The 21,083-nt window shown below is 51.0% G+C and carries 25 protein-coding genes and 1 other annotated feature; of the genes, 6 read left to right on the top strand and 19 right to left on the bottom strand.

Going from position 1 to position 21,083, the window contains the following annotated elements; all coding sequences use genetic code 11:
• Nucleotides 1–69: 69 nt before the first annotated feature.
• Nucleotides 70–305: a binding site (T-box leader), on the bottom strand.
• A gap of 44 nt (nucleotides 306–349) precedes the next feature.
• From T458_RS33240 to T458_RS33290, 11 genes are all read right to left on the bottom strand, one after another.
• Complete coding sequence (locus T458_RS33240; protein WP_023554824.1) at nucleotides 350–1,093, bottom strand: class I SAM-dependent DNA methyltransferase; 744 nt, start codon at nucleotides 1,091–1,093, stop codon at nucleotides 350–352.
• Nucleotides 1,094–1,098: 5 nt separating this feature from the next.
• Nucleotides 1,099–1,455 carry a ribosome silencing factor gene (rsfS, locus tag T458_RS33245; protein ID WP_023554825.1) on the bottom strand — a complete coding sequence of 119 codons (357 nt, stop codon included), beginning with the start codon at nucleotides 1,453–1,455 and terminating at the stop codon, nucleotides 1,099–1,101.
• Nucleotides 1,448–2,044, bottom strand: a complete 597-nt coding sequence (yqeK, locus tag T458_RS33250) for a bis(5'-nucleosyl)-tetraphosphatase (symmetrical) YqeK (RefSeq protein WP_023554826.1) — start codon at nucleotides 2,042–2,044, stop codon at nucleotides 1,448–1,450. The genes rsfS and yqeK overlap by 8 nt, the downstream gene beginning before the upstream one ends.
• Before the next feature lie 19 nt (nucleotides 2,045–2,063).
• Nucleotides 2,064–2,354 carry a ribosome assembly RNA-binding protein YhbY gene (yhbY, locus tag T458_RS33255; protein ID WP_023554827.1) on the bottom strand — a complete coding sequence of 97 codons (291 nt, stop codon included), beginning with the start codon at nucleotides 2,352–2,354 and terminating at the stop codon, nucleotides 2,064–2,066.
• A 14-nt stretch (nucleotides 2,355–2,368) separates the two neighbouring features.
• Entirely contained in the window at nucleotides 2,369–3,214 is an 846-nt protein-coding gene (locus tag T458_RS33260; RefSeq protein WP_023554828.1) for a shikimate dehydrogenase, read from the bottom strand.
• Between the two features lie 70 nt (nucleotides 3,215–3,284).
• On the bottom strand, nucleotides 3,285–4,406 hold the full coding sequence (gene yqeH, locus T458_RS33265) for a ribosome biogenesis GTPase YqeH (RefSeq protein WP_023554829.1): 1,122 nt from the start codon (nucleotides 4,404–4,406) through the stop codon (nucleotides 3,285–3,287).
• Nucleotides 4,403–4,927 carry a YqeG family HAD IIIA-type phosphatase gene (locus T458_RS33270; protein WP_023554830.1) on the bottom strand — a complete coding sequence of 175 codons (525 nt, stop codon included), beginning with the start codon at nucleotides 4,925–4,927 and terminating at the stop codon, nucleotides 4,403–4,405. The genes yqeH and T458_RS33270 overlap by 4 nt, the downstream gene beginning before the upstream one ends.
• A 125-nt stretch (nucleotides 4,928–5,052) precedes the next feature.
• Nucleotides 5,053–5,244, bottom strand: coding sequence for a hypothetical protein (locus T458_RS33275; protein WP_023554831.1), 192 nt, complete (start codon nucleotides 5,242–5,244; stop codon nucleotides 5,053–5,055).
• A gap of 12 nt (nucleotides 5,245–5,256) precedes the next feature.
• Nucleotides 5,257–6,309, bottom strand: a complete 1,053-nt coding sequence (locus T458_RS33280; protein WP_023554832.1) for a DNA polymerase IV — start codon at nucleotides 6,307–6,309, stop codon at nucleotides 5,257–5,259.
• A gap of 92 nt (nucleotides 6,310–6,401) precedes the next feature.
• Entirely contained in the window at nucleotides 6,402–6,842 is a 441-nt protein-coding gene (locus T458_RS33285; RefSeq protein ID WP_023554833.1) for a peroxiredoxin, read from the bottom strand.
• 89 nt (nucleotides 6,843–6,931) lie between these two features.
• The gene (locus T458_RS33290; RefSeq protein ID WP_023554834.1) at nucleotides 6,932–7,669 is read right to left on the bottom strand and encodes a gamma-glutamyl-gamma-aminobutyrate hydrolase family protein; all 738 of its coding nucleotides are present in this window, start codon (nucleotides 7,667–7,669) and stop codon (nucleotides 6,932–6,934) included.
• A 119-nt stretch (nucleotides 7,670–7,788) separates the two neighbouring features.
• Between T458_RS33290 and T458_RS33295 the strand changes: the two genes are divergently transcribed.
• A complete protein-coding gene (locus T458_RS33295) occupies nucleotides 7,789–8,598 on the top strand; it encodes a serine hydrolase (RefSeq protein WP_023554835.1) in 810 nt (269 codons plus the stop codon).
• Nucleotides 8,599–8,650: 52 nt separating this feature from the next.
• Here the strand turns inward: T458_RS33295 and T458_RS33300 are convergent, their stop codons facing one another.
• The 5 genes from T458_RS33300 to T458_RS33325 form a co-directional block, all read right to left on the bottom strand.
• Nucleotides 8,651–9,946 carry a phytoene desaturase family protein gene (locus tag T458_RS33300; protein ID WP_023554836.1) on the bottom strand — a complete coding sequence of 432 codons (1,296 nt, stop codon included), beginning with the start codon at nucleotides 9,944–9,946 and terminating at the stop codon, nucleotides 8,651–8,653.
• Between the two features lie 270 nt (nucleotides 9,947–10,216).
• Nucleotides 10,217–11,476: a group II intron reverse transcriptase/maturase gene (ltrA, locus tag T458_RS33305; protein WP_023554837.1), complete on the bottom strand. Its 1,260-nt coding sequence runs from the start codon at nucleotides 11,474–11,476 to the stop codon at nucleotides 10,217–10,219.
• A 589-nt stretch (nucleotides 11,477–12,065) separates the two neighbouring features.
• Entirely contained in the window at nucleotides 12,066–13,205 is a 1,140-nt protein-coding gene (locus T458_RS33315; RefSeq protein ID WP_023554838.1) for a virulence factor, read from the bottom strand.
• A gap of 110 nt (nucleotides 13,206–13,315) precedes the next feature.
• Nucleotides 13,316–14,179, bottom strand: a complete 864-nt coding sequence (locus T458_RS33320) for a GNAT family N-acetyltransferase (protein WP_023554839.1) — start codon at nucleotides 14,177–14,179, stop codon at nucleotides 13,316–13,318.
• Between the two features lie 14 nt (nucleotides 14,180–14,193).
• Nucleotides 14,194–14,952 (bottom strand): DUF4931 domain-containing protein, encoded by a 759-nt coding sequence (locus T458_RS33325; protein ID WP_023554840.1) that lies wholly within the window; start codon nucleotides 14,950–14,952, stop codon nucleotides 14,194–14,196.
• Nucleotides 14,953–15,203: 251 nt separating this feature from the next.
• Here T458_RS33325 and T458_RS33330 point away from each other — a divergent pair, with 251 nt between their 5' ends.
• Together T458_RS33330 and T458_RS33335 are read left to right on the top strand one after the other, a co-directional pair.
• A complete protein-coding gene (locus tag T458_RS33330; protein WP_023554841.1) occupies nucleotides 15,204–15,452 on the top strand; it encodes a hypothetical protein in 249 nt (82 codons plus the stop codon).
• Between the two features lie 63 nt (nucleotides 15,453–15,515).
• Nucleotides 15,516–15,878: a L,D-transpeptidase gene (locus T458_RS33335; RefSeq protein WP_023554842.1), complete on the top strand. Its 363-nt coding sequence runs from the start codon at nucleotides 15,516–15,518 to the stop codon at nucleotides 15,876–15,878.
• Nucleotides 15,879–15,890: 12 nt separating this feature from the next.
• On the opposite strand, the gene T458_RS33340 is transcribed toward T458_RS33335, so the two are convergent.
• The 3 genes from T458_RS33340 to T458_RS33350 form a co-directional block, all read right to left on the bottom strand.
• Nucleotides 15,891–16,130: a hypothetical protein gene (locus tag T458_RS33340; protein ID WP_023554843.1), complete on the bottom strand. Its 240-nt coding sequence runs from the start codon at nucleotides 16,128–16,130 to the stop codon at nucleotides 15,891–15,893.
• Nucleotides 16,131–16,234: 104 nt separating this feature from the next.
• Nucleotides 16,235–18,163, bottom strand: a complete 1,929-nt coding sequence (locus tag T458_RS33345; protein WP_023554844.1) for an ABC-F family ATP-binding cassette domain-containing protein — start codon at nucleotides 18,161–18,163, stop codon at nucleotides 16,235–16,237.
• A gap of 101 nt (nucleotides 18,164–18,264) precedes the next feature.
• Nucleotides 18,265–18,981: an NAD-dependent deacylase gene (locus T458_RS33350; protein WP_023554845.1), complete on the bottom strand. Its 717-nt coding sequence runs from the start codon at nucleotides 18,979–18,981 to the stop codon at nucleotides 18,265–18,267.
• 83 nt (nucleotides 18,982–19,064) lie between these two features.
• Between T458_RS33350 and T458_RS33355 the strand changes: the two genes are divergently transcribed.
• The 3 genes from T458_RS33355 (at nucleotide 19,065) to T458_RS33365 (ending at nucleotide 20,911) form a co-directional block, all read left to right on the top strand.
• On the top strand, nucleotides 19,065–19,871 hold the full coding sequence (locus T458_RS33355; protein WP_023554846.1) for a metallophosphoesterase family protein: 807 nt from the start codon (nucleotides 19,065–19,067) through the stop codon (nucleotides 19,869–19,871).
• A gap of 134 nt (nucleotides 19,872–20,005) precedes the next feature.
• Nucleotides 20,006–20,434 (top strand): disulfide oxidoreductase, encoded by a 429-nt coding sequence (locus T458_RS33360; protein ID WP_023554847.1) that lies wholly within the window; start codon nucleotides 20,006–20,008, stop codon nucleotides 20,432–20,434.
• 3 nt (nucleotides 20,435–20,437) lie between these two features.
• The gene (locus T458_RS33365) at nucleotides 20,438–20,911 is read left to right on the top strand and encodes a thioredoxin family protein (RefSeq protein WP_023554848.1); all 474 of its coding nucleotides are present in this window, start codon (nucleotides 20,438–20,440) and stop codon (nucleotides 20,909–20,911) included.
• Nucleotides 20,912–21,083 lie beyond the last annotated feature (172 nt).

A 21,083-nucleotide genomic window follows, 5' to 3' on the forward strand; every position in this document is an offset into this window, starting at 1 on the left:
CACCCTTTATCGCGTTAGCGAAATTATCTTTTGAAAGTATAAAAAAACCTCGCGCCCCTATCGCTTACGAAAAGGGACGAGAGGTTGTGCATACTCCCGCGGTACCACCCAGTTTGGTGAAAAACTGCTCACCCGCTTGTTGGATCCGTATCGTGGACAAGTCGCCCGCCCTTACACAGCACGGCATGCGCCTTCAGGGAGAGTGCTGGGAGGTGAGTTCAGATCGGCCTGGGTTGACTTGCACCTGCCGTCAACTCTCTGGTTGTCGCAGACAGGATCCTACTATTCCTCTTTAACGCGTCGATTTTTGTAGTTATAACCAGATTATAGTCAATCCAAACCAGCCGTGTCAATCTTTCGGCCTGCGGGCTGCAAAAAATAGACGTTCACTTTCCGCATGCGGCGGCAAATCCAGAAAGTCTGCTGTCAGCTTGATGTCGCTAAAGCCTGCATCCGTAAGCCAGCGCATCAACTGGATAGGCTGATAGGCGCGTTGCCAATGCTCCTCCTCTACCCGCTCGTACAAACCGGAGGGCTGGCGAATGAAAAAGGTAAGCTGATGCTCAACCTCTGTGCGCAATGGATCGCAGAAACATTGCCAAATGTACGATACCTCATCCTCCACATAAGTAAAGGTGGCGTCGCCAAAGCCATGCAGGATCTTGTACGGACTGTGGACGTCGAACAGGAAGAGACCACCTGGGGTCAATTGTGAAAAAACACGGCGAAAGGTCTCCTGAACGTCCTCCTCTTCCGTCAGATAGCTGAGAGAGTCGCAAAGGGAGATGACCGCATCCGCAGGCGTCAGGGAAAGCTCGCGCATATCCTGCTCCACCCAGGAGACATCCACCTGTTCACGCCGCATCTTGTCGTAGGCGATGGCGAGCATTTCCGCAGACAGATCGACTCCGGTCACACGGTATCCGCGCTTGGCAAGCGAGATCGCTACCGTACCTGTACCACAGCCCAGATCAATCACATGACTTGGCCTGTTTTGCTCTCCCCAAGCCTGCTCTACCCAATCCAGCCATTTTCCATACGGTGTCTCTGCCATCAATTGGTCATAGACGGCAGCCATATGCGTATATGCCATCTTCGTTACCCTTCTTCTGAGAACGTAACGACCTCGGCGTCCTTCCAAAGACGTTCCAGATTATAAAATTCGCGATCTTCCCGATGGAATACGTGGATGACGACATCTTCAAGGTCTACCAGCACCCAGCGCCCCTCTTCTTCTCCTTCGATTCCACGGACCGGATAGCCATGCTTATGAGCCTGATCCCGGATTTCCCGGACGATGGCCTGCACCTGGCGCTCATTGTTTCCGTGGCAAATCATGAAGTAGTCTGCGATGACAGACAGATTTTTAATATCGAGCACCGTCAGCTTCTCGGCCTTTTTGTCCTCTGCTGCCTTGATTACCAAACGAGCTAAATCTTCAACCGTCCTAACCATTAAACCCTCCTTCTCTCCCTTTGCGGGAAACCAAGTCGTTATAAGCTAAAAGCGTCAACGGATAGACCGTCTTGTGCTTTTCTATCAAGAACTGGATGGTACCACCTAAAGCAGTAGCCAGGGCGGCATCCAGATCCTTTTCAGCCAGAGCGCGAATCATACCCACGCCTGGAAAATCTCTGTTCGGTTCTATATAGTCTGCCACACATACGACTTTTTCTAACAGGGTCATGCCCACTCTACCGGTCGTATGATAGCGCACAGCCTGAATGATCTCTGGATCCGTCACGCCCAGCTCGCTTTGAATGACGATCGCCCCGGCAAATGAATGCCAGAGCTCCTTATCGCCCTGCAGCAATTCGGTCGGCATATCATGGCGAACCAGGATCTCAAACATCTTGTCTACCGGCCAGCATTTGCAGTAATCATGCAAAAATCCTGCCAGCTCCGCTTTGTCCGGGTCGGCACCGTACAGCAGAGCCAGCTGACGTGCCGATTCTGCCACACCCAATGTGTGCTGATACCTTTTGTCATGCATCTGCGCCCGCACGCGGGCGAGCAATGCTTCCCGATCCAGTGGCTCCATCATACACGGCTCTCCTTTATTCCTAAGGCAGCTTGATCGTCTTGTGTTCGCGAGATTCCTTGTACAAAACGACGGTATGACCGATCAGTTGAACCAGCTCAGCGCCAGCCCCCGCAGCCAAATCTTCCGCTACTTGGTGCTTGTCGTCCAGGTTGTTTTGCAGGATCGAGACCTTGATCAGCTCACGCACTTCCAATGCCTCTTTGATTTGGGTAATCATATTTTCATTCACTCCGCCTTTTCCCACTTGGAAAATAGGGCTGAGATGATGGGCTTCTGCGCGCAGAAAGCGCTTTTGCTTGCCGGTTAACATCGGCATGCCTCCTCTTATTTTTTCAGTTGTTCGAGCACGACGGCTCGCATCTTGTCGCTGGGTGCAGCTTGCCCCGTCCAAAGCTCGAAGGCCAGCGCGCCCTGATTGACGAACATGCCTACTCCCGAATGGACAGTAGCGCCAATACTGCGTGCCTCCCGCAACAAACGGGTTTCCAAGGGGTTGTAGATCAAGTCGCTGACGACCAGCTCCCCGTGCAGCCATTCCGCCGGAACCGGCATATCCTGGACATTGGGGAACATGCCGATGGAAGTCGTATTGATCAAGAGCGTCGAATCTGCGATTGCCTCTTGCCCGGCATCCTGTTCGACGACCTTGGTCGGAACGATGGTCCCGACATGCTCCGCCAAAAACAGGGCTTTTTCCCGCGAACGGTTGATGATCCGAATTTCTTTTACCCCATGTTCTGCCAAGGTAAAGGCAACCGCTCTGGCAGCGCCGCCTGCACCGAGGATCGTGACTACTTGCTTTTCCAATTCGATTTTTGTATCCTCTACCAGCGATCGGACATAGCCTAAGCCATCCGTATTATAGCCGATCAACCGACCGTCAACATTGACGATCGTGTTGACCGCGCCGATTTTTTTCGCCAAGGGATCTACCTCGTCCAGCATGGGCATCACGGCCACCTTGTGCGGGATCGTCACATTGACCCCCTTGATCCCCAGTGCTCGAATTCCTTCGACAGCTTCTTCGAGATCCTCCGGATGTACGTCAAAAGCAGCGTATGCAAAGGACAAGCCCGCTTCCGCGAACGCCGCATTATGCATCAGCGGCGATTGAGAATGGGAAACGGGATGACCGAATAGCCCCACCAATATTGTCTTGCTTGTCATCATGACGCTCTCCAACCCCCTAACTCTTCTCTCTAGCATATGGCAGGATTGCGGGCGAAGCAATCTTTCACGCTTAGATCAAGCCTTTTCGTATCCCTACACTGACCCCTTTGGGTGCATGGACGACGACGTTCGCTTCATGCTTGCCCTGCAACGTGACCCAGCCCAATCCAGAAATGACGATGTCCGTAGACATCCCAGTGGCTTTGATCTTGAATGAATGCTTCACAAACTGGGGCAAAGCCTGTACAGCTTCTTCCCCCGTAGGCGGAACGAGCATGGTTCCGTGATGCTTTTCCAAGACCTCATCCGCTTTTTCCAGCTTCGTCCGATGGATGTACAAATCATTGTCCACATATACGACCAGCGGCTGTTTTGGGCCACGCACGAAATCGACGCGTGCCAGCCCCCCGAGGAACAGCGTCTGTTCCGGATCGAGCTGGTACACCTTGGCGTTGATTCGGCTCGTCGGTGTGATCTTGCGCAAATCCGTTGGCGTGATCATGTGCCCGATCTGCTCGCGATTGATAATGCCGGGAGTGTCGAAGATGGAACGACCGTCCTCAAGCGGAATCTCGATCTTGTCCAAAGTCGTTCCTGGGAACGGAGAAGTCGTGATCTCCAGCTCTGTGGAGCCGAAATCGTGCAAAATCCGGTTGATCATGGTAGATTTTCCTACATTCGTGACGCCGACAATGTATACGTCGCGTCCTTTGCGCAGCTCTCCGATGCGAGCCAGCAGCTCGTCGATATGTAATCCTTTTTGGGCGCTGATCAGCACCACATCCTGCGGACGCAAGCCCCGTTCTTTGGCTTCATGCTGCATCCAGTTGCGGACGCGGTTGAGGTTGATATTGCGCGGCAGAAGATCTACCTTGTTGCCCACGAGCAGGATCGGGTTGTTTCCGACGAAGCGCGGCAAGCCTTTGAGCCAGGAGCCCTGGAAATCAAAAATATCCACGACCATAACGACTAGAGCCTGAGTCGAACCGATTCCGTCCAGAATGCGGAGAAAATCGTCATCTCCCATGCTGACCGGAGCTACTTCGTTGTAATGTTTGATCCGAAAACAGCGCTGGCAAATCACCACTTTTCGCTCAAGCGCAGAGGCCGGCGCATATCCAGGCTTCTTTTTATCCTCTGTCTGGATCGCAACTCCGCATCCGGCACAGGCGCCCAGATTTTGATCCATCATGCTTTGCTCTTCCACGAAACCAATCCTTTCCGCTCCATCCAATATAGGGCGACACGCTCCATCTGACGGTTGAAGCGCGTCCAAAATCCGTCTGTCTGCGCGACGGGAACAACTAAAATCGTATGAAATCCAAGACGATTGCCCCCCAGCACATCCGTAAACAATTGGTCGCCGATCACGACGGTTTCCTCAATCTTTACATTCATATGCCGGACCGCCTGTAAAAAAGCTTTGTTGGTCGGCTTTCGGGCCGCACTGATAAAGGCGATTTGCAAAGGCGAACAAAAGCTTCCCACTCGCTCCTCGTTGTTGTTGGAGACAACTGTGACCTGTAGGTCGGCCTCCTGCAGGCGCTTGAGCCACTCCACCACCTCCGGAGTCGCCTGCGGCCTGTCCCATTCCACCAACGTATTGTCGAGGTCGGTAATGACCGCGCGAATCTTTCGTTGCTTCAATTCTTCTATATCAATGTGGTGGATCGAATCCACGTACTGGTTTGGCATCAGCTTTTGTAAAAACACGGAGCACCTCCAAATGGCAACAAGCCTTATAACCGTGATTTCGGCACCTACTATATCATACTCCACCATCCTGTTGCAAAAGAAAAACAAACGCGCCCAGTACCGGCGGCATGGGCGCGAAGGCATCAGCAGTCCTTGTTTTTCCGGCTTTCCATCAGACGTTTGACACGCTTGGTAGGCGTCCAGCAAGAAAAGCGGTAGTCAGGACGCGTCTCGTAGGTAAGACGCGAGCAGCGATATCCGACCTTCCCTTGCTCCCGTTCGACGCGAAAATGCACACACGTCGCGCAACAGTGATGCGGATTGTTTGGCTCCACGTCTCATTCCCCTCATTCTCTGCGATTCCAGGTAAACAGCGAGAGCTGCTCATAGCGAACCTCTTGGGGATCGGCGAAGTTGGAGAAGCCCACCCCGACCAAACGAACGCCTGCGCCGTAGGAAAAAGCATCGAGCAAATCGTCCAGCAGCTCTCGCCAATTTGAGTCGGTCGTCGCTTTGCGCTGTTTGGTGCGCAACGTAAAATCAGCGTATTTGATCTTCAGGATGATCGTCTGGGGAGATACTCCCTCCTGCCGAATGTCTTCCTGTACCTCTTGCAAAAGGGAGTATGCGATGGCAGCGACTGCCTCCCGCTCAAACAAGTCGAAGCCCAAAGTCGTTTCGCGACTAAGCGATTTAGGTGCGCGCTCCAGGACGAGCTCGCGTTGATCGTGTCCCCGGGACCGCTCGTAAAGCACCCTGCCCATTTTTCCAAAAAGCTGGACCGCTTCATCCATAGACAATTGCCAAAAGTCCGCGACGGTCTTGATTCCTTTTTTGGCGAGAAGCTCCTGGGATTTCTTGCCTACTCCATGCAGGGCGCCGATTGGCAGAGGCGCCAGGATCTCCAGGGCGTTTTCCGGCCGGATGATGACAAAGGCATCCGGCTTTTTCAAATCGCTGGCAATCTTGGCCAGAGACATGTTATACGATAGACCGACGCTGCAGGTCAAGCCTGTCTCACGTCGGATGCGCGTCTTGATCTCACGTGCGATCGGCACAGCATCCGAATAGGCCGAAACATCCAGATACGCCTCATCCAGTCCGACGGTTTGATATTGCTGCGTATATTCACCTAAAATTTCACGGATTTCAGCTGACTTTTCCACATAGCGTCCATAGCGGACGGGCAAAAAGACAGCCTGCGGACATTTCTTGCGAGCCAAAGCAATGGGCATCGCCGAGCGGACCCCGTATCGGCGCGCTTCATAGCTGCAAGTGGAAACCACTCCACGATTGCCCGTACCGCCTACGATGACCGGTTTTCCTCGAAGCTGCGGCTGATCAAGCTGCTCTACACTGGCGAAAAAAGCATCCACGTCCATGTGCAGGATTTTTTTCATAACGGCAGATACCACCAAACATACATTCTCATCTCTATTATTATCGCCGTTTTTCCTGGACTATGCAAGGGCGTGGATCCCCTGTCAAGAATCTACATATGCTGACGAATCGCACCCATTAACTCGGATACAGGCGGATTCCCCTTCTTCGCATAAATGATCGTCCCATCCTTGCCGATGATGTAGACGATGCGCTGCTGGAAAAAGAGGCCTAAAATCTTGCCCACACCATACGCCGTCCGAATCTGCTCATCGGCATCGACAATCAGTGGAAATCGATAGCCAAATTTTGCTGAGAATGCCTGATGCTTCCCCAAATCAGCGGGATTCACACCAAAAACGACCGTATCCAGCTTTTCCAGCTCACTGTACTGGTCCTGAATGGCACAAAGCTGCTTGGTGCAGACAGGCGTATCGTCGCCTGGGTAAAAAATCAGCACTACATTCTGCCTTCCCAGATAGTCTTGCAAATGAATCGTTCCCTGCGTGCTTTCCGCTGTAAATGCGGGAGCGGGGGACCCTATTGTCAGCATCCTGTTCACCTCATCCTTAGTATACAGCCGAAGAAGAAAAAGGAAAAACTGCCCACTTTCATCTGTGGACAGCCCTCGTGTGCATCGTTTTACGATTGCTTTTGTGCCATGGATTGACTGACATTCGCAACAAACGCCTCCGCGATTTTTAACATCTGGGCATTATGACCCCACATGCGTTCGGGATGCCACTGCAGTCCAACATGCAGTCCGTCCAGGCTCTCAATCGCCTCAATCACACCATCCGCCGCCACTCCTGTCACCCGGAACCCCGGTGCAACGTCTTTTACCGATTGATGGTGCGAAGTGTTGACCAGCACTTCGTGGGTACCCAGTGCGTCGGCGACGAATCCAGGCTGAAGCTGTACCTTGTGCGCGCCGTACTGGCGAGATCCTTTTTGCGCGTGTTGAAACGCTCCCGGCACCTGGCTCGGGATGTCCTGAATCAAGGTTCCCCCGCATGCCACGTTCATGATCTGCATTCCCCGGCAGATGCCAAGCATCGGCTTCTTCTGCTCCAGCGCCAGCTTGATGATGGCCAGTTCAGCCAGATCGCGCTCATATTCCACATCTCCCAAGCGTTGCAGAGGCTCTTCTCCATAGAGATGGGGGGCAGGATCTTCGCCGCCTGTCAAAATCAGCCCATCGAGCGATTCCAGCATCTTCTCAAAGGGCGGGTCCTGAATCCCCAACAGCGGCATGATCAGCGGAACCCCGCCTGCTCGGGCAATCCCGTCTACATAGCCGGAACCAACGTAAAAATACTGGTCTAGATTGTTATTTGGAAAAAACATTTTTGCACAAACCACACCGATTACGGGACGCACGCGGGTCACTTCCTTCTTCTGAGTAATGGATGGATGCGGAAAATAATTCTTGCTGTTCCTAGCTTGACTACATACTATTATAGTAAGAAAATTTTGTCTATATAAAAGGAGTTGTTTCTATGCTATCCAGCCTCTCCCCTTCCATTGCTAAAATACTGGAAGAAGCCGGCGGCGAATGGGGGGTTTATCTTGAAGATTTGCAGACAGGAGAACAGCTTGCTTTTAACCAGGATGAACGCTTTTACGCGGCAAGCGTGATCAAGGTTCCGATCATGACTGCCGTTTTTGCAGAAGTATACGCGGGCAAATTCGCCCTGGAGTCGAAAATCACCCTGCGGAGCGAGGATCAGGTCGGGGGCGCGGGCATCCTGCAGCATATGACACCCGGCTCGGAATGGACCGTGCAGGACCTCGTCACCCTGATGATTATCCAAAGCGACAATACGGCGACCAACATATTGATTGATCTGGTCGGGCGAGAGGCGATTCGCGCAGCCATGCAGGCGACGGAGATGACCAACAGCCGATTTTTCAACAAGCTGATGATTGTGCCTGCCCAAGTGGAAGGCTACAACGAAGTGACTGCTGCGGACCTGGGCAATCATCTGCGCTATCTGGCGACCGGAAAAGTGATCTCCTACGACAGTTGCGAGAGAATGATCGCGATTCTGAAGCAACAGCAGCATCGCGACCGCATCCCGTATCATTTTCCCTATCCAGGGGGAGACGTAATCGGCAGCCTGCCAAGCTGGGAATTCGCGAATAAGACGGGTTCTGTGACGAAGATCACGCATGATATGGGGATTCTCTACATCGGCTCCAGAGCTGTCACAATCTGTGTTCTGAACAAGGGTCTGGAGCAAAGGCCGGCGGTGCAATCCATCGCCAAGATCGGTAAGCTGGTATTTGACCTGTACGACAACGAATAATAATGAAAAGGGATGTACCCCTCTAACGACGGATACATCCCTTTTGTATGGATTATTCTTTTTCCAAAATCAGCTTGGATACGTTATAGGCGCTGGAGAAGGAAAGCTCAGACAATTGTCCCTGTCCTTCGCACCAGTCTCCTGCAAAAAAGAGGTTGCGGTAATCAGGCAGCGAGATCGGCATCGGCTTCTGGTTCATCGTCCACTTGATTTCCTGAACGATCGCACGTGTGGAGACGCGCGGAACGACCAATTGCTCCCTCCAGCCTGGGAAATGCTTGTCGTACAGATTTTCGATCTCCTGTTTGCGCTGTTCGATGATCTCTTTGTTCCCGACTTCGGATTGGCGCAAGTACGCAGTAGCCTGAAGCAATTGTCCGCCTTCCGGTACGCAGGTATGGTCATAGTACGAGATGTCGGTAATAAAGATGTTGTTTTGCTTGTCGTAAATATAGGAGTACGGAACGTCAATGCGCTCTTTCAGTCCGACGTCATACACGACAACGACGGTTGGTTCATACTCCGCATATTGCGCGATGGCATGCTCAAGACGCGTTTCCTGGAAGACCTTGACCATTTCCTTCGGCGGGATGCAGCATACGAATTCATCTCCGGTAATCTCTTCCTCCGGCGTCATGACCGCAACTACACGATCATCCTCTACACGAACACCCTCAACCTTGGTCTTGGTCAAAACCGTGCCGTTATTCGCTTCAATGACACGGACGAATTCCGTAATCAACGCCTGCCAGCCTCCGCCGATATAAGCAACGGGCTTGTTTGTGGTAAACAGACGGCTATAGTAGTTGAAGAATACATCCGATGGAATCTTCTCCGGCTCACGGGTAAAGAAGTTGGAGGATGCGAGTGTCAGCATCATTTCCTGCACTTCTTCATTAATGTGCTTCTTCTCCATCCACTTCTGAATGGATAGATGCGGATGGCCCGTTTCCATTTTCAGCATCGTTTTTAAAATTTCAAACGTAAACAATACTTTGTCGAAGGCCTTCAACAGCTTCGTCTGGAAGAGTCCTTGCACGTTGGCAGGAACCGCGGTCAGCATATCTCCCGTATCGTATTTGGCCTTGTTCGGATTGAAATCTTGCCAGTCAATGTGCAGGTCAAGTTCTTTTTCAAACGTCCGCAATACGGAACTGTCGCGTGCGTAAATCGCATGCGCACCGAAGTTGAAGTTAAATCCCTTGATTTTCAAAGTAACGGCGCGTCCACCTAATTGTCCGCGTTCCAGTACAGCAACTTTTTTCCCTTTCGACGACAGATAGGCGGCTGTAGAAAGACCCGCAAGTCCTCCGCCTACAACTACAACGTCATAGTGATTGGTTGTCATACACAATCTCCCCTACGCGCTAGCGATGTTGATCTATGATATATGGTTTGAAACCCAATCCTTAGAATAAGGGATAGGCAGAGCAGAGTCAACTATAATTGAACTTACGTCTATTATTATACTCGAACGTGCCAATTTTTCCCTACTCTCTTCTTCAATAGTATTCTCTGCCAATAGGGCGTAATCCATCCGCACAATCGAGTAGGAGGGGGTGACTAACCCCCGTCCTCTCACACCACCGTACGTACCGTTCGGTATACGGCGGTTCATTTAGGTATGACGCAAATAGGTGTATCTGTCTGACAAACTCTTCAAACCTTGATTACGCCAGTAAGCATTATTCAATGCTCGGTGAAGAATTGGACTACATGCAATTCGCCATTGTTTCTTTCGTGAATTGCCCCATTCATAGGCTTTTTCCTTGGGAACTCCTAAGGAGATAAGCCTTTTTACTTTTGTTTTCGGGCGCTTCCACTCTTTCCAGAGACACATTCTTCGGAGTCTTCTTCGAATCCATTCGTCAAGATGGCTGAACCCCGAAGGGGTATCAGCCAAGGCAAAATAGCCACACCAACCTGTAAGGTACTCATTGAGATCGTCAATTCTGTATTCCATTGGGAGTGGTTTAGTGCGGGAGGTGATCTCCCGAATCCTCTGTTTTGCTCGCTTCAGACTATCGTTCGCTATTCGAATCTTGGGCGATTTGTTCACCGTGAAACTGAAACCAAGAAATTTACGATTCCATGGGCGATCAACGGCGCTTTTCTCCATGTTGACTTTTAGCTTGAGCTTTCTCTCAATGAACGTGGTCACGGAATCCATCACGCGGATTCCTGCCTTCTTTGACTTCACATAGATGTTGCAGTCATCTGCGTAGCGAAGGAATCGAAGCCCCCGCTTTTCCAGTTCCTTGTCGAGTTCGTGCAACATGATATTGGATAAGAGCGGACTCAACGGGCCACCTTGCGGCACCCCTTGATCGCTTTCAATTTCCATACCATTAACCATAATCCCTGATTCGAGATAGCGTCGGATGAGGGTTAGGATAGTTCTGTCTTTGACATGTTTTGCGATAAGCCCCATAAGTTTATCGTGGTTTACCTTATCGAAGAACTTCTCAAGATCCATGTCTACGACCCAACGGTATCCTTCCTCGATGTATGTCTGTGCCTTCTTGACTGCGTCATGTCCCCGTCTTCTTGGACGGAATCCATGACTATGTTCGGAGAACATAGGATCAAATATCGGAGAAAGAACCTGTGCAATTGCTTGTTGGATGAGACGGTCGGTCACGGTAGGAATGCCTAATAGCCGAACACCACCGTTCAGTTTCGGGATTTCGACTCGTCGGACTGGCGAAGGTACATAGGTTCCATTCTCCAATGACGCTCGTAGGGAGTCCCAGTTGGATAAGATATGTTGACGTAGGGATTTTACGGACATACCATCCACACCGTGGCTTCCTTTGTTCTTTTCTACTCGCTTTAGTGCCAACAGGAGGTTTTCCCGTGACAGCAGTTGTCCCATCATAAAACCAGATATCCTTTCGCGTGAACGTTCTTTCTACTTGTGCCACTCTCTATTCCGCCCTCTTGAAGTCCCCCATGGATTCACCATTTCCTCCTTCAAGTAAGTCCATCTGGATTGTCTGCATCATCATAAAGAGTGAACGCCTAGCGTCCCGTTCTTCCTAAATGTTCGGCCCTTCCCGTTTCAAGCGTCCTCTACTCCGGTACTATGGCCTCTGCTGACTCCTGACCGTTCAGTTTCTCCTAGCGGAGAAGGTTACCATGAGGGCATGGCGTCCCAGTCAGGTCTCCCCGGGTAAGAACGTTGTCTTTCCCTCCATCCACCTGCTTCATTTACTCCCGATAGCCTTTGGCAACATGGACTTCGTCTTGTATGGCAGACTCATCCAGCTATCGTTAGCCTCATATGAAGTTCGTGTTCCTCAGGCCGGAGGTTTGCCGCAGACTTCCTTCAGATTCCACCTCGCGGTGGACACCCTTGTCGTAAGCTAGTGGCTACTGTTGCCTTCGCCATTCGGGACTTTCACCCTAGAGACAACGCCCATGCCGGGCACACCACCATAAAAAACGGGAGTTGGATCACCCCCGTTTTATCCTTGCTCGTTGCGCCGGGTCATTTGTTGCCAGACGGTCCCGCTGGCAGCCTCCCCGCTCTCAATCCGCTCGACTGCCATTTTCACCTGCAGACTGACTTCAAATTCCGGATCATTCTGTGCCTCTCGCAGTGCCTCAAGCGCTGATTCATCCCCGACTTCGAAAAGGAAGCGGGCAGCGCGCCAACGAACCAATTTGTTGCGGTCTTTCAATGCCTTGCACATCGCACCAATCGCACGGGGATCACCCAGATCCGACAGCGTGTCACCTGCCGTTCTGCGCACGGAGACAGAGTCGTCTTCCAGGGCCTCGTACAGCAATGGAAAAACCGCGTCGCTCCCGATCATCCCCAGATACACCACTGCTTGTCTGCGAATGGAGGATTTTGGATCTTTGAGTGCCTTTTCCAGAACAGGCAGGTCTTGTTCGCCGGGCTCCATCCGATCCAGTGCCGCATACCGCTTCTGCCAGTCCGGATCATCCAGCATTTCCAACGTCACGATCTTCTTCTCGCGAACAATCGGAGCTGGCGGTTCCCCCGTTCCCTGCTGCATGGCTCTTTCGACTAACTCCTCCACTCGCTCCACGGGGTAAGCCGCATCGATTTCCAACGCCACTTCTTCCCCGATCTCGCGCAAATCGCCGTAGCGGACGCCGTGCTCGACCCATTTTCGTTCCATCAGCAGATTGGGGGAAGCAGAACCAGCACGAACAGCCGCTTGGCCAAAACGTTCCGGCAGGGCAGCACGAATTTGCTCGCTGCCCATTGTGACTTTTACCTGCATCGGCACTTCGCGGAACATCTGAATGTATACCTGCGCCTCTCCGAATGCAGCAGCACCTGATTCCTCTTGGAGCTCGGGAACTGCCATCTCACTGCCTGCATGCAAAATCTCTCTTGCCTGCGTCAGGATTTTTTGCCAATCGGCATTGGATTTACGCTCCAGCGCAAGGAAATCAGCCGTATGAAAAAGGGAAACAACGCCATCGATAGCTAAAAGCTTCGCCATGAGATCAGGTACGTTTTCCGCCTTCTCTTTGGTATAGACACGTTGTACGCCATCCGGCAAACGCTCGTCAACATTCAACTTCATTACATTGGGACTGGGTGTTGGTTCTATCGAAAGCAATTTCATGCCTTGTCACTCCTTTTCTCCGCACACTTTCCAGCTTCCCCTATATCCTAGCATGGAATTCCCTATCGGTTCCAACCTGCAACTCTTTGGAAAGTGTAAAAAATCATTTTTCAAAGAGTCAGCTTGTAGTAATCATTGGCTGATTTGACAAAAAATCCACAAGACTCATACAATCCGAGCGCATTGCTGTTCTCGCAGGCTACTTCCAGGCTGACTTTCTGCATTCCTTCACTCAGCAAAATGTCAATCGTTTGCGCTAAAGCCTGTCGTCCGTAGCCTTTTCCCTGATGCTCTGGATGAACACAAAAGCCGTAGATAAAACCTGCCTTTTCCGTTCTCATTGTGCTGATTTTTCCGACGGACTGATCATTTGTGAGGATCAGATAGGTCTTGGACCGGTCATTTTGCTCGATGCTCTGATGCATCTCCCGCACTTTTTTCTCTTCCATTTGAAAACCATGGACATCCAGCCAAATCAACGTTTCGAGGTCGGACGGTCCTGCAGCCCGCAATTGGATGCTAGGCGGCGGCAGAACCGCTTTTTTATCCGGTGCCAAATCCATCCAGTATTCAGAGAAGGAGTACACGGCGCCGAGTTGTTCTACGAAGGACTTCCCAGAACCCGATTCTCGCTGAACGATGAAACAGTGTTGCGGAATCTTTCGCTCCCGGCACACGCGGGCTGCCTCATTTTGTAGCGCACGAAAGATCCCTTTTCGGCGATAATCAGGATGCACCATCCCGCTTACTTCCGCTTCCTCTCCATGAAACACATACAGCCCAAGAAATCCAACCAAGCGATCATCCTGGTAGCAGAGAAAGTCCTCTGTCTCGGTTCCGCGACGGGACCGCAGCATGTCCGGGTTCACCTTGAGGTCAATTCCGTCATGTTCGTTGCACACCTGGACGAGCTGCAGGACCTCTGCAATCTCCTCTGCAGTCAATCGGGTCTTTGCTACGATGTCATATCCCATATATCCCTCTCCCATCAAAAATAATGGCTTCTGATCTCCCGTACCACTTCTTCCAAATTGTTCGCTACCTGCGGAATCGAGTACCCAACGAACAAGGGGGAGGTGACAAAACGTGGAACCACTTTGGCGACGAGCTTGCCCTCCCAATGATAGAAGAAGAAATTGTAGCTTTGAAAGCGCGGATTGACGTGATTCAAGATCCAGTGCGCCAGGATCTGCAGGTATTCGGCCATTCGGCCAAGCCGATCATGATTTGAAAGCACGACATTGTATTCAAAAAAGCTGGCTCTGGGCTGCGTCGACAGCGTCACCTCAACCCCGTCTTCCTGATCTATGACAATCCCCTCAAAATCCGATTGCTTCACCTGTTGCAAATAGTCATATTGGTTAAGACCGACAATCTGCATATGCGGATGGCGTATGCTCCCTCCGGAATAAGGGCCGTGATTCTTGAAAAAAAGCACCGACTGAAAATCTTTGCTCCTCTCCATCGCCATCCATTTTTCAACTCCAAAAGCGAGCAGATTGCGGACATGCTCTTTGGAGTAAACAGACCAGTCCCCGTCGCATTCGTCAGATTCAACCAATACCGTTTGAACGGTATCCTGTAAGACCGGGAATTTATTCTTCAGCCAAATCATGCTGTCCCGCTGCTCCAATACATCGGTCAGGCTGTTTCTTTCACAAAATGGGCATGAAGCGTCTCGATTATGGATACTTTCCGGTTTTTTTCTGCCAATCTGCATATCGAAGTGCAAGTGAGTCCTTCCCATCCCATTCCCTCCCCGATTCACACCTTTTACTTTACATGGAAAATGGGCATGCGTAAATCGTCCAACTCTTCGGAAAAAACACGCAATGACCTTCACAAAATGGAGCGGGTGTTTTACTATTACCTTGTCTGAAAGCAATTTTTTGGCAACAGACAAGGCGCCTGTCTTCGCCGAGCAGTCTGCGGTTTTTTTATCTCAAACCGTCAGACTACACTAGCAGTAGCGAATGACGAAAAAGGGGTTGGCAGAAAATGGAGCGTTCATTTTACTACCCGGTTAGCTGGAGCGAAGCACACCGATACAAATCCGTTCTGGATGAGGAAGGCCTTCCTTACGAGGTCCTGTCTCCACTCGATCTGCCTGTTCTGGGGGAAGGGCAGGTCGCGATTGTCTTTCCTTCTATTCCGCTTCGCTCGTATGTATGGGTGAGAACCTTGTTTGCAAGCGACGGCATCGGTTATCCCGATCCTTTTGCCCGAGAGATATGGCTCAAAAAATAACGGCCAAGAAGCGTCATTTGCTTAGTTGCGACATAGGATGTGGTAGAACGAGAGGTGGAGAAAATGCCTTCCTACAACATCCGTGTTTCGATCGAGCGGCTGAGGCTGGATTTGCTAGATGGCAATGAGGTAGTACGTTCCTATCCTGTGGCGTTAGGCAAACTCGCGACATCGACCCCACAAGGAAATTTCACGATCATCAGCAAAGTCCCGTACCCGAATTCTTATCCCGGCGGTCCGCTCAGCGTGTTTGGCACCTACTGGCTCGGATTGAGCAAGCCGCATTACGGCATTCACGGCACCAACAACCCTTCGTCGATTGGCCACTACGTATCGCATGGCTGTATCCGCATGTACAATGAAGATGTCAATGCCTTGGCTAAAATCGTACCAATCGGAACACCTGTACGCATCCGTCAAAAATAAAGCCCGCCTTTTTTACAAAAGGCGGGTCTTGTCTTGAATCGAGTTTTCGTTTGTTTCTTCCCAATCTTCGGTTTCATCTGATCCCAGGTAGACGATGTACCTTGTAGCTTGCTTGTACATGATAGACAAGGTCAATTCCTTGATCTTGTTCATGATCTCTTCCTTTTTCTCGGGCATTTCCTGATCTAGTTTTTCTTCTTGCAGGATCAGATAGGACGATACCCACTCCGGGTCAAGTTTGTATGCAGGCAAAGACAGCGACTCCTCTACTCGTGTAATCTCCATTAGTCTACATGAAGGGAGCCGCTGTTCACAGCATCAATTACTGGCTGTATAAACATTGTTTGACATCAGATTTATTTTCCTTGCTCCAGTTCCTCGATCAAAGCAGACAGTTCGGCCCAGCGCTCGACGGCTGCTTCCAGTTCAGCTGCTACCTGCTGTTCTTCTGCGTACAGCTTTTCCACTTTGCCGTAGTCACTGCCCGAGAGCGCGATCTCCTGCTTTAATTTTTGGCTTCGCTCTTCCAATGAAGCAATTTTGCCTTCAATCTCGTCCCATTCCTTCTGATCCTTGTAGCTTAGCTTGCGGGTGCGGTTATTCCCGCGGTTGGCCACACTCTTCTCGCTTTTGGCAGGCTGGCCTTCCGCAGTAGATCCCGCTGGCACAGGGGGGCTTGCTTCCTTTTCTTCCCGCCTGGTCTCCAGATATTCGGAGTAATTGCCGTAAAAATGGCGAATTTGTCCTTGTCCCTCAAAGGCCATTAAATGTTCTACTGTTCGATCCAGGAAGTAACGGTCATGCGAGACCGTAATGACAGCTCCGGGAAACTGCTCCAGATAATCTTCCAGAATGCTGAGCGTTTGAATGTCCAAATCATTCGTCGGCTCATCCAAGAACAGGACATTCGGTTCTCCCATCAAAGTGCGCAACAGATAGAGCCGACGTTTTTCCCCTCCGGATAGACGAGAAATCGGGGTCCACTGCATATTCGGAGAAAAGAGAAATCGCTCCATCATCTGAGAAGCAGTGATCGTCTGCCCATCACTCGTATGGATCACCTCTGCCGCTTCCTTCACGTATTCGATGGCACGCAGCTTCTCGTCCATCTCTACATTATTTTGCGTATAGTAGGCTATTTTGACGGTCTGTCCAACCTCAACCTTTCCCGTATCAGGCTCGATGCGGCCCGCGAGCATATTGAGCAAAGTCGATTTGCCGCTGCCATTGGGACCGATGATTCCGAGGCGATCCTTCGGCAACACGATATAGCTGAAATCATCAACCAATTTTCGCTCCCCATAGGATTTGCTGATATGCTCGATCTCGATCACTTTTTTGCCCAATCGACTGGCTCCCAGAGCCATATCCATCTTCGCTGAAGGTCCCTCCACTACGCGATCCCGCAACTCTTCCGCTCGCTGTACCCGTGCTTTTTGCTTGGTCGTCCGAGCTTTGGCACCTCGTCTTAGCCACGCCAGCTCCCGGCGCAGCAGATTTTGCCGCTTGCTTTCGGCCGCAGCCTCATTTTCTTCGCGCTCCGCTTTTTTCTCCAGAAAGGTAGCGTAATTGCCTTCGTAGCTATACAGCTGGCCGCGATCCAACTCAAAGGTGCGGTTGGTCACCCGATCCAGAAAATAGCGGTCATGCGTGACCAGCAGCAGCGCTCCTTTGTAACGGGAAAGATATTCCTCGAGCCACTCGACGGTCTCGTTATCGATATGGTTGGTCGGTTCGTCCAGGATCAGCAGGTCAGCGGGTTGTATGAGGGCTCTCGCCATCGCAACACGTTTGCGCTGACCGCCGGACAGCTCGCGAATAGGCTGGGAAAAATCATGGATGCCCAATTGGGTCAAGATCATCTTCGCCTGTGTATTGCTCTCCCATGCATCAGCTGCGTCCATGCGGCCTTGCAGCGCCAGCACGCGGGCCTGCTTTTTCTCATCAAGTGGAGATTCCTGAAGGTCCGCCAGTGCCATCTCGTAATCGCGCAATAGCTGAATCAATGGGGAATCGCCGTAAAAGACCTGGTCCAGCACATTCGAGTCTTCATCAAAGCTGGGGTTTTGCGGCAGGTATTCAACAACGAACCGGTTGGCATGAATGATTTTGCCGCTGTCAGGTGTATCCAGGCCAGCGATGATCTTCAAGAGTGAAGACTTGCCTGTGCCATTTACCCCGATCAGACCAATTCGCTGCTGCTCGGCAATATGAAAGGATATGTTTTCAAACAAACGTTTCTCTCCATAGCTTCTGGAGAGATTCTCCACGGATAATATCTGCATGGCTTTCTCCTGTACCTTTTCTTTCGACTTGTCTAGCAAATGGTAACATGTTTTTGCGGTAAGCTCTAGTTGCGTAGAAAAAAGTCCGCAGGCATGTGATCCTAAATCTGCTGACAAACCTCCGTCAATACTGCGCCAATCCGTTTATCGGAAATCACAAGATCAGCCCAAGCATCAAGCGGTGTCGGTTCCTGATTGACGATCACCAGTCTGGCACCGCCCTCCTTCGCACGTTGGGGGAACCAGTTAGCGGGACTTACCGTCAAGGATGAGCCCAAAACGACAAACAAATCCGCCTGATCGCTCCATTCCTGAGCCTGTTCCAGCGCCATAGCAGGCAATGCCTCGCCAAACAAGACGACAGAAGGTCGAAGGAACCCTGTGCAGGAGCAAATGGTTCCATCCTGCTGCAGGTAGCGGGCACTGGGATAGACCTGTTCACAGCGCGTACAGTGAACCGTCTCCAGCGTGCCATGGAGCTGTGCGACCTTTTTGCTGCCCGCGCGGTGATGAAAACCGTCCACATTCTGCGTGATGATCCCCTTCACCTTCCCTGCCTGCTCCAGAGCAGCCAGGCATTCATGTCCTGCATGCGGCTCGCAGGCCAATAACCCCTCGATCCGTTTTCGATAAAAGTCTATAAACGCTTCCCTATGATTGCGCATGGCTTGTGTGCTTGCTAGCTGCATCGGATCTTTTCCTTGCCATAAGCCGCTTTGCGAACGAAAATCAGGCAAGCCGCTTTCAGTAGACATGCCCGCGCCAGTAAAAACAACGGCAGACTTGGCTTCATACAGCCATTCCTTCAATGGGTCCATCTCGTGTCACTCCTTTTCGCTCACACCGTATACATATTCTAATGGAAGGAAATCTCTTTTGCATAGGAAAGGGGGCTTGTGTCATGACGATGTATTTCGTCTCGGATTTGCACGGTCAGTATCAAACCTTCGTCAAAGCGCTCGAAGACGCCTCCTTTTCCCTGGATCGCGGCGATCAACTCTATGTGATTGGCGACATGGTAGACAGAGGACCGAAATCAAAAGAGGTATTCCTACATCTGCTAGAGTTGCGGCAAGCCTATCCCAACCAAATCATGCTGCTGAAAGGAAACCATGAACAGATGCTGGAAGACTGGCTGCTGCGAAAAGGGAATCCTGAGCTTTATCTTCGTTTCAACGGCGGCGATGCCACCATCCGCTCATTTTTGGATCGCCACCCGCTGCGTCGCGCATTTCTCGGGCGCATGCCATCACCCGAAGAACAGGAACAGGCCAGACAGCTGATCCTTGAGCAATATCCGCAGCTTCTGCCTGCCCTGACAACACTTCCCCTCTACATGGAGCTTCCCGCCAATCCCGGAATGAATACTCCTGCTGTATTACTGGTCCATGCTGGAATCCGTCCTGACCTCCCGCTGACACAACAACGTCCTGAGGATCTGCTCTGGATACGCCAGCCCTTCTACGATCACTATAATGGAAATCTCCCGATCGTTTTTGGGCATACGCCCGTCGACCGCCTTCCAGGCTACGCCGGATCCGGTCCCTGGAGGAGGGGGGCGCTCATTGGCATTGATGGAGGAGCAGGCTATCAGCGAGGTGTCCTGCTTTTGCAATGGCCCTCTCTGCAATCTCAGTTCACGCCTGTGCAAAATCTGCAAAGCGTCATCACGTTTGCCTATCCGGAAGTGAAAACGAAAAAAGCCTGACAGCTGATGAGGCGACTCGGACGCTTACGGCTTTTCCTTCTGTGTCGGACAAGCCGGTTCATTTCACAAATTGTTACTTTATACAATCTACTTTCGATTCGTAATTATGATAGAATAAGGGCTGAGGTGTTGATATGAAGCGTGAACAATTTTTGGAACGATGCATGTTCCTCTCCTGGGTCATCTCCTTGATTGCGACCTCGGGTAGTCTCTTTTTTTCAGAAGTTCTCAAATACATACCTTGCGAGTTATGCTGGTACCAGCGAATTTTCATGTACCCTCTCGTGATTCTGCTGGGTGTTGCTTCCGCTAAAAAAGACTACCGGATGTCCCAATACGGGCTGATCCTCTCCGTCATAGGCGGCCTGATCTCCCTGTATCACTACCTGATACAGAAGGTTCCATTCCTGCATGAAATGGGGGACGCATGCGGAATCGTTCCTTGCAATACCGATTACATTAACTGGTTTGGTTTTATCACGATTCCGTTTTTGGCTCTGATTGCATTTATTTTGATCAGCATCCTGCAAGTGTTGATAATGAGACATCGAAAGGAGAACTAGGCCTTGAAAAAAGTTATTATTCTCGCTATCGTCGTGGCGGCGCTATTGATCGGTGCCATCGTGTACTCAGACATCTCCAATCGTGAGAAGGCAGCAGGAAATCCATACGGCAAGGAAACCCTTCATCCGGCCACACTGGCCCAACTTGACGATCCGCTGTACGGCAATCTCATCTTGCCTGATGAACTGAAAGACAAGATGGATAAGAAAGAAGAGCTTTACGTCTATTACTTCAGCCCGACATGCGAGCATTGCATGGCTACAACGCCAGTGCTCGTACCGATTGCCGATGAAATGAAGATTGACATGAAAAAACATAATCTTCTCGAGTTTCCTTCCAGTTGGGATGAATATCATATTGAGTTCACACCGACTCTGGTCCATTACAAAGACGGCAAAGAAGTGTCCCGCCAGGTTGGCGAACAAGATGCTGACACTTGGAAGAAATGGTTTGAAGAACAACAACAAGGCTCCTAAACCTACCGCCGGCCTCCCATTTTGATAGATGGGAGGCTGCTATTGTGAATACGGCGTGACAGATGTGTGAACAATCCCTCTTTTCTCCACGAAATAGCCCAAAATAGTCATTAGGCTTCTTCCCTTTTCATGCCTATAATAGAGGATGGGGAACATCATCGGAAAACGGAGG

The organism is Brevibacillus panacihumi W25 (assembly GCF_000503775.1).
Lineage (GTDB): Bacteria > Bacillota > Bacilli > Brevibacillales > Brevibacillaceae > Brevibacillus > Brevibacillus panacihumi_A.

Bases quoted from the DNA above. Each gene is read 5' to 3' on its own strand.
- yqeK (WP_023554826.1), bottom strand. From the start codon at position 2,044: ATGATGGAGCCACTGGATCGGGAAGCATTGCTCGCCCGCGTGCGGGCG.
- T458_RS33295 (WP_023554835.1), top strand. From the start codon at position 7,789: ATGCTATCCAGCCTCTCCCCTTCCATTGCTAAAATACTGGAAGAAGCC.
- T458_RS33320 (WP_023554839.1), bottom strand. From the start codon at position 14,179: ATGGGATATGACATCGTAGCAAAGACCCGATTGACTGCAGAGGAGATT.
- T458_RS33330 (WP_023554841.1), top strand. From the start codon at position 15,204: ATGGAGCGTTCATTTTACTACCCGGTTAGCTGGAGCGAAGCACACCGA.
- rsfS (WP_023554825.1), bottom strand. From the start codon at position 1,455: ATGGTTAGGACGGTTGAAGATTTAGCTCGTTTGGTAATCAAGGCAGCA.
- T458_RS33325 (WP_023554840.1), bottom strand. From the start codon at position 14,952: ATGGGAAGGACTCACTTGCACTTCGATATGCAGATTGGCAGAAAAAAA.
- T458_RS33315 (WP_023554838.1), bottom strand. From the start codon at position 13,205: ATGAAATTGCTTTCGATAGAACCAACACCCAGTCCCAATGTAATGAAG.
- yhbY (WP_023554827.1), bottom strand. From the start codon at position 2,354: ATGTTAACCGGCAAGCAAAAGCGCTTTCTGCGCGCAGAAGCCCATCAT.
- T458_RS33360 (WP_023554847.1), top strand. From the start codon at position 20,006: ATGAAGCGTGAACAATTTTTGGAACGATGCATGTTCCTCTCCTGGGTC.
- T458_RS33335 (WP_023554842.1), top strand. From the start codon at position 15,516: ATGCCTTCCTACAACATCCGTGTTTCGATCGAGCGGCTGAGGCTGGAT.
- T458_RS33240 (WP_023554824.1), bottom strand. From the start codon at position 1,093: ATGGCATATACGCATATGGCTGCCGTCTATGACCAATTGATGGCAGAG.
- T458_RS33355 (WP_023554846.1), top strand. From the start codon at position 19,065: ATGACGATGTATTTCGTCTCGGATTTGCACGGTCAGTATCAAACCTTC.
- T458_RS33300 (WP_023554836.1), bottom strand. From the start codon at position 9,946: ATGACAACCAATCACTATGACGTTGTAGTTGTAGGCGGAGGACTTGCG.
- T458_RS33260 (WP_023554828.1), bottom strand. From the start codon at position 3,214: ATGATGACAAGCAAGACAATATTGGTGGGGCTATTCGGTCATCCCGTT.
- ltrA (WP_023554837.1), bottom strand. From the start codon at position 11,476: ATGATGGGACAACTGCTGTCACGGGAAAACCTCCTGTTGGCACTAAAG.
- yqeH (WP_023554829.1), bottom strand. From the start codon at position 4,406: ATGATGGATCAAAATCTGGGCGCCTGTGCCGGATGCGGAGTTGCGATC.
- T458_RS33285 (WP_023554833.1), bottom strand. From the start codon at position 6,842: ATGCTGACAATAGGGTCCCCCGCTCCCGCATTTACAGCGGAAAGCACG.
- T458_RS33280 (WP_023554832.1), bottom strand. From the start codon at position 6,309: ATGAAAAAAATCCTGCACATGGACGTGGATGCTTTTTTCGCCAGTGTA.
- T458_RS33345 (WP_023554844.1), bottom strand. From the start codon at position 18,163: ATGCAGATATTATCCGTGGAGAATCTCTCCAGAAGCTATGGAGAGAAA.
- T458_RS33350 (WP_023554845.1), bottom strand. From the start codon at position 18,981: ATGGACCCATTGAAGGAATGGCTGTATGAAGCCAAGTCTGCCGTTGTT.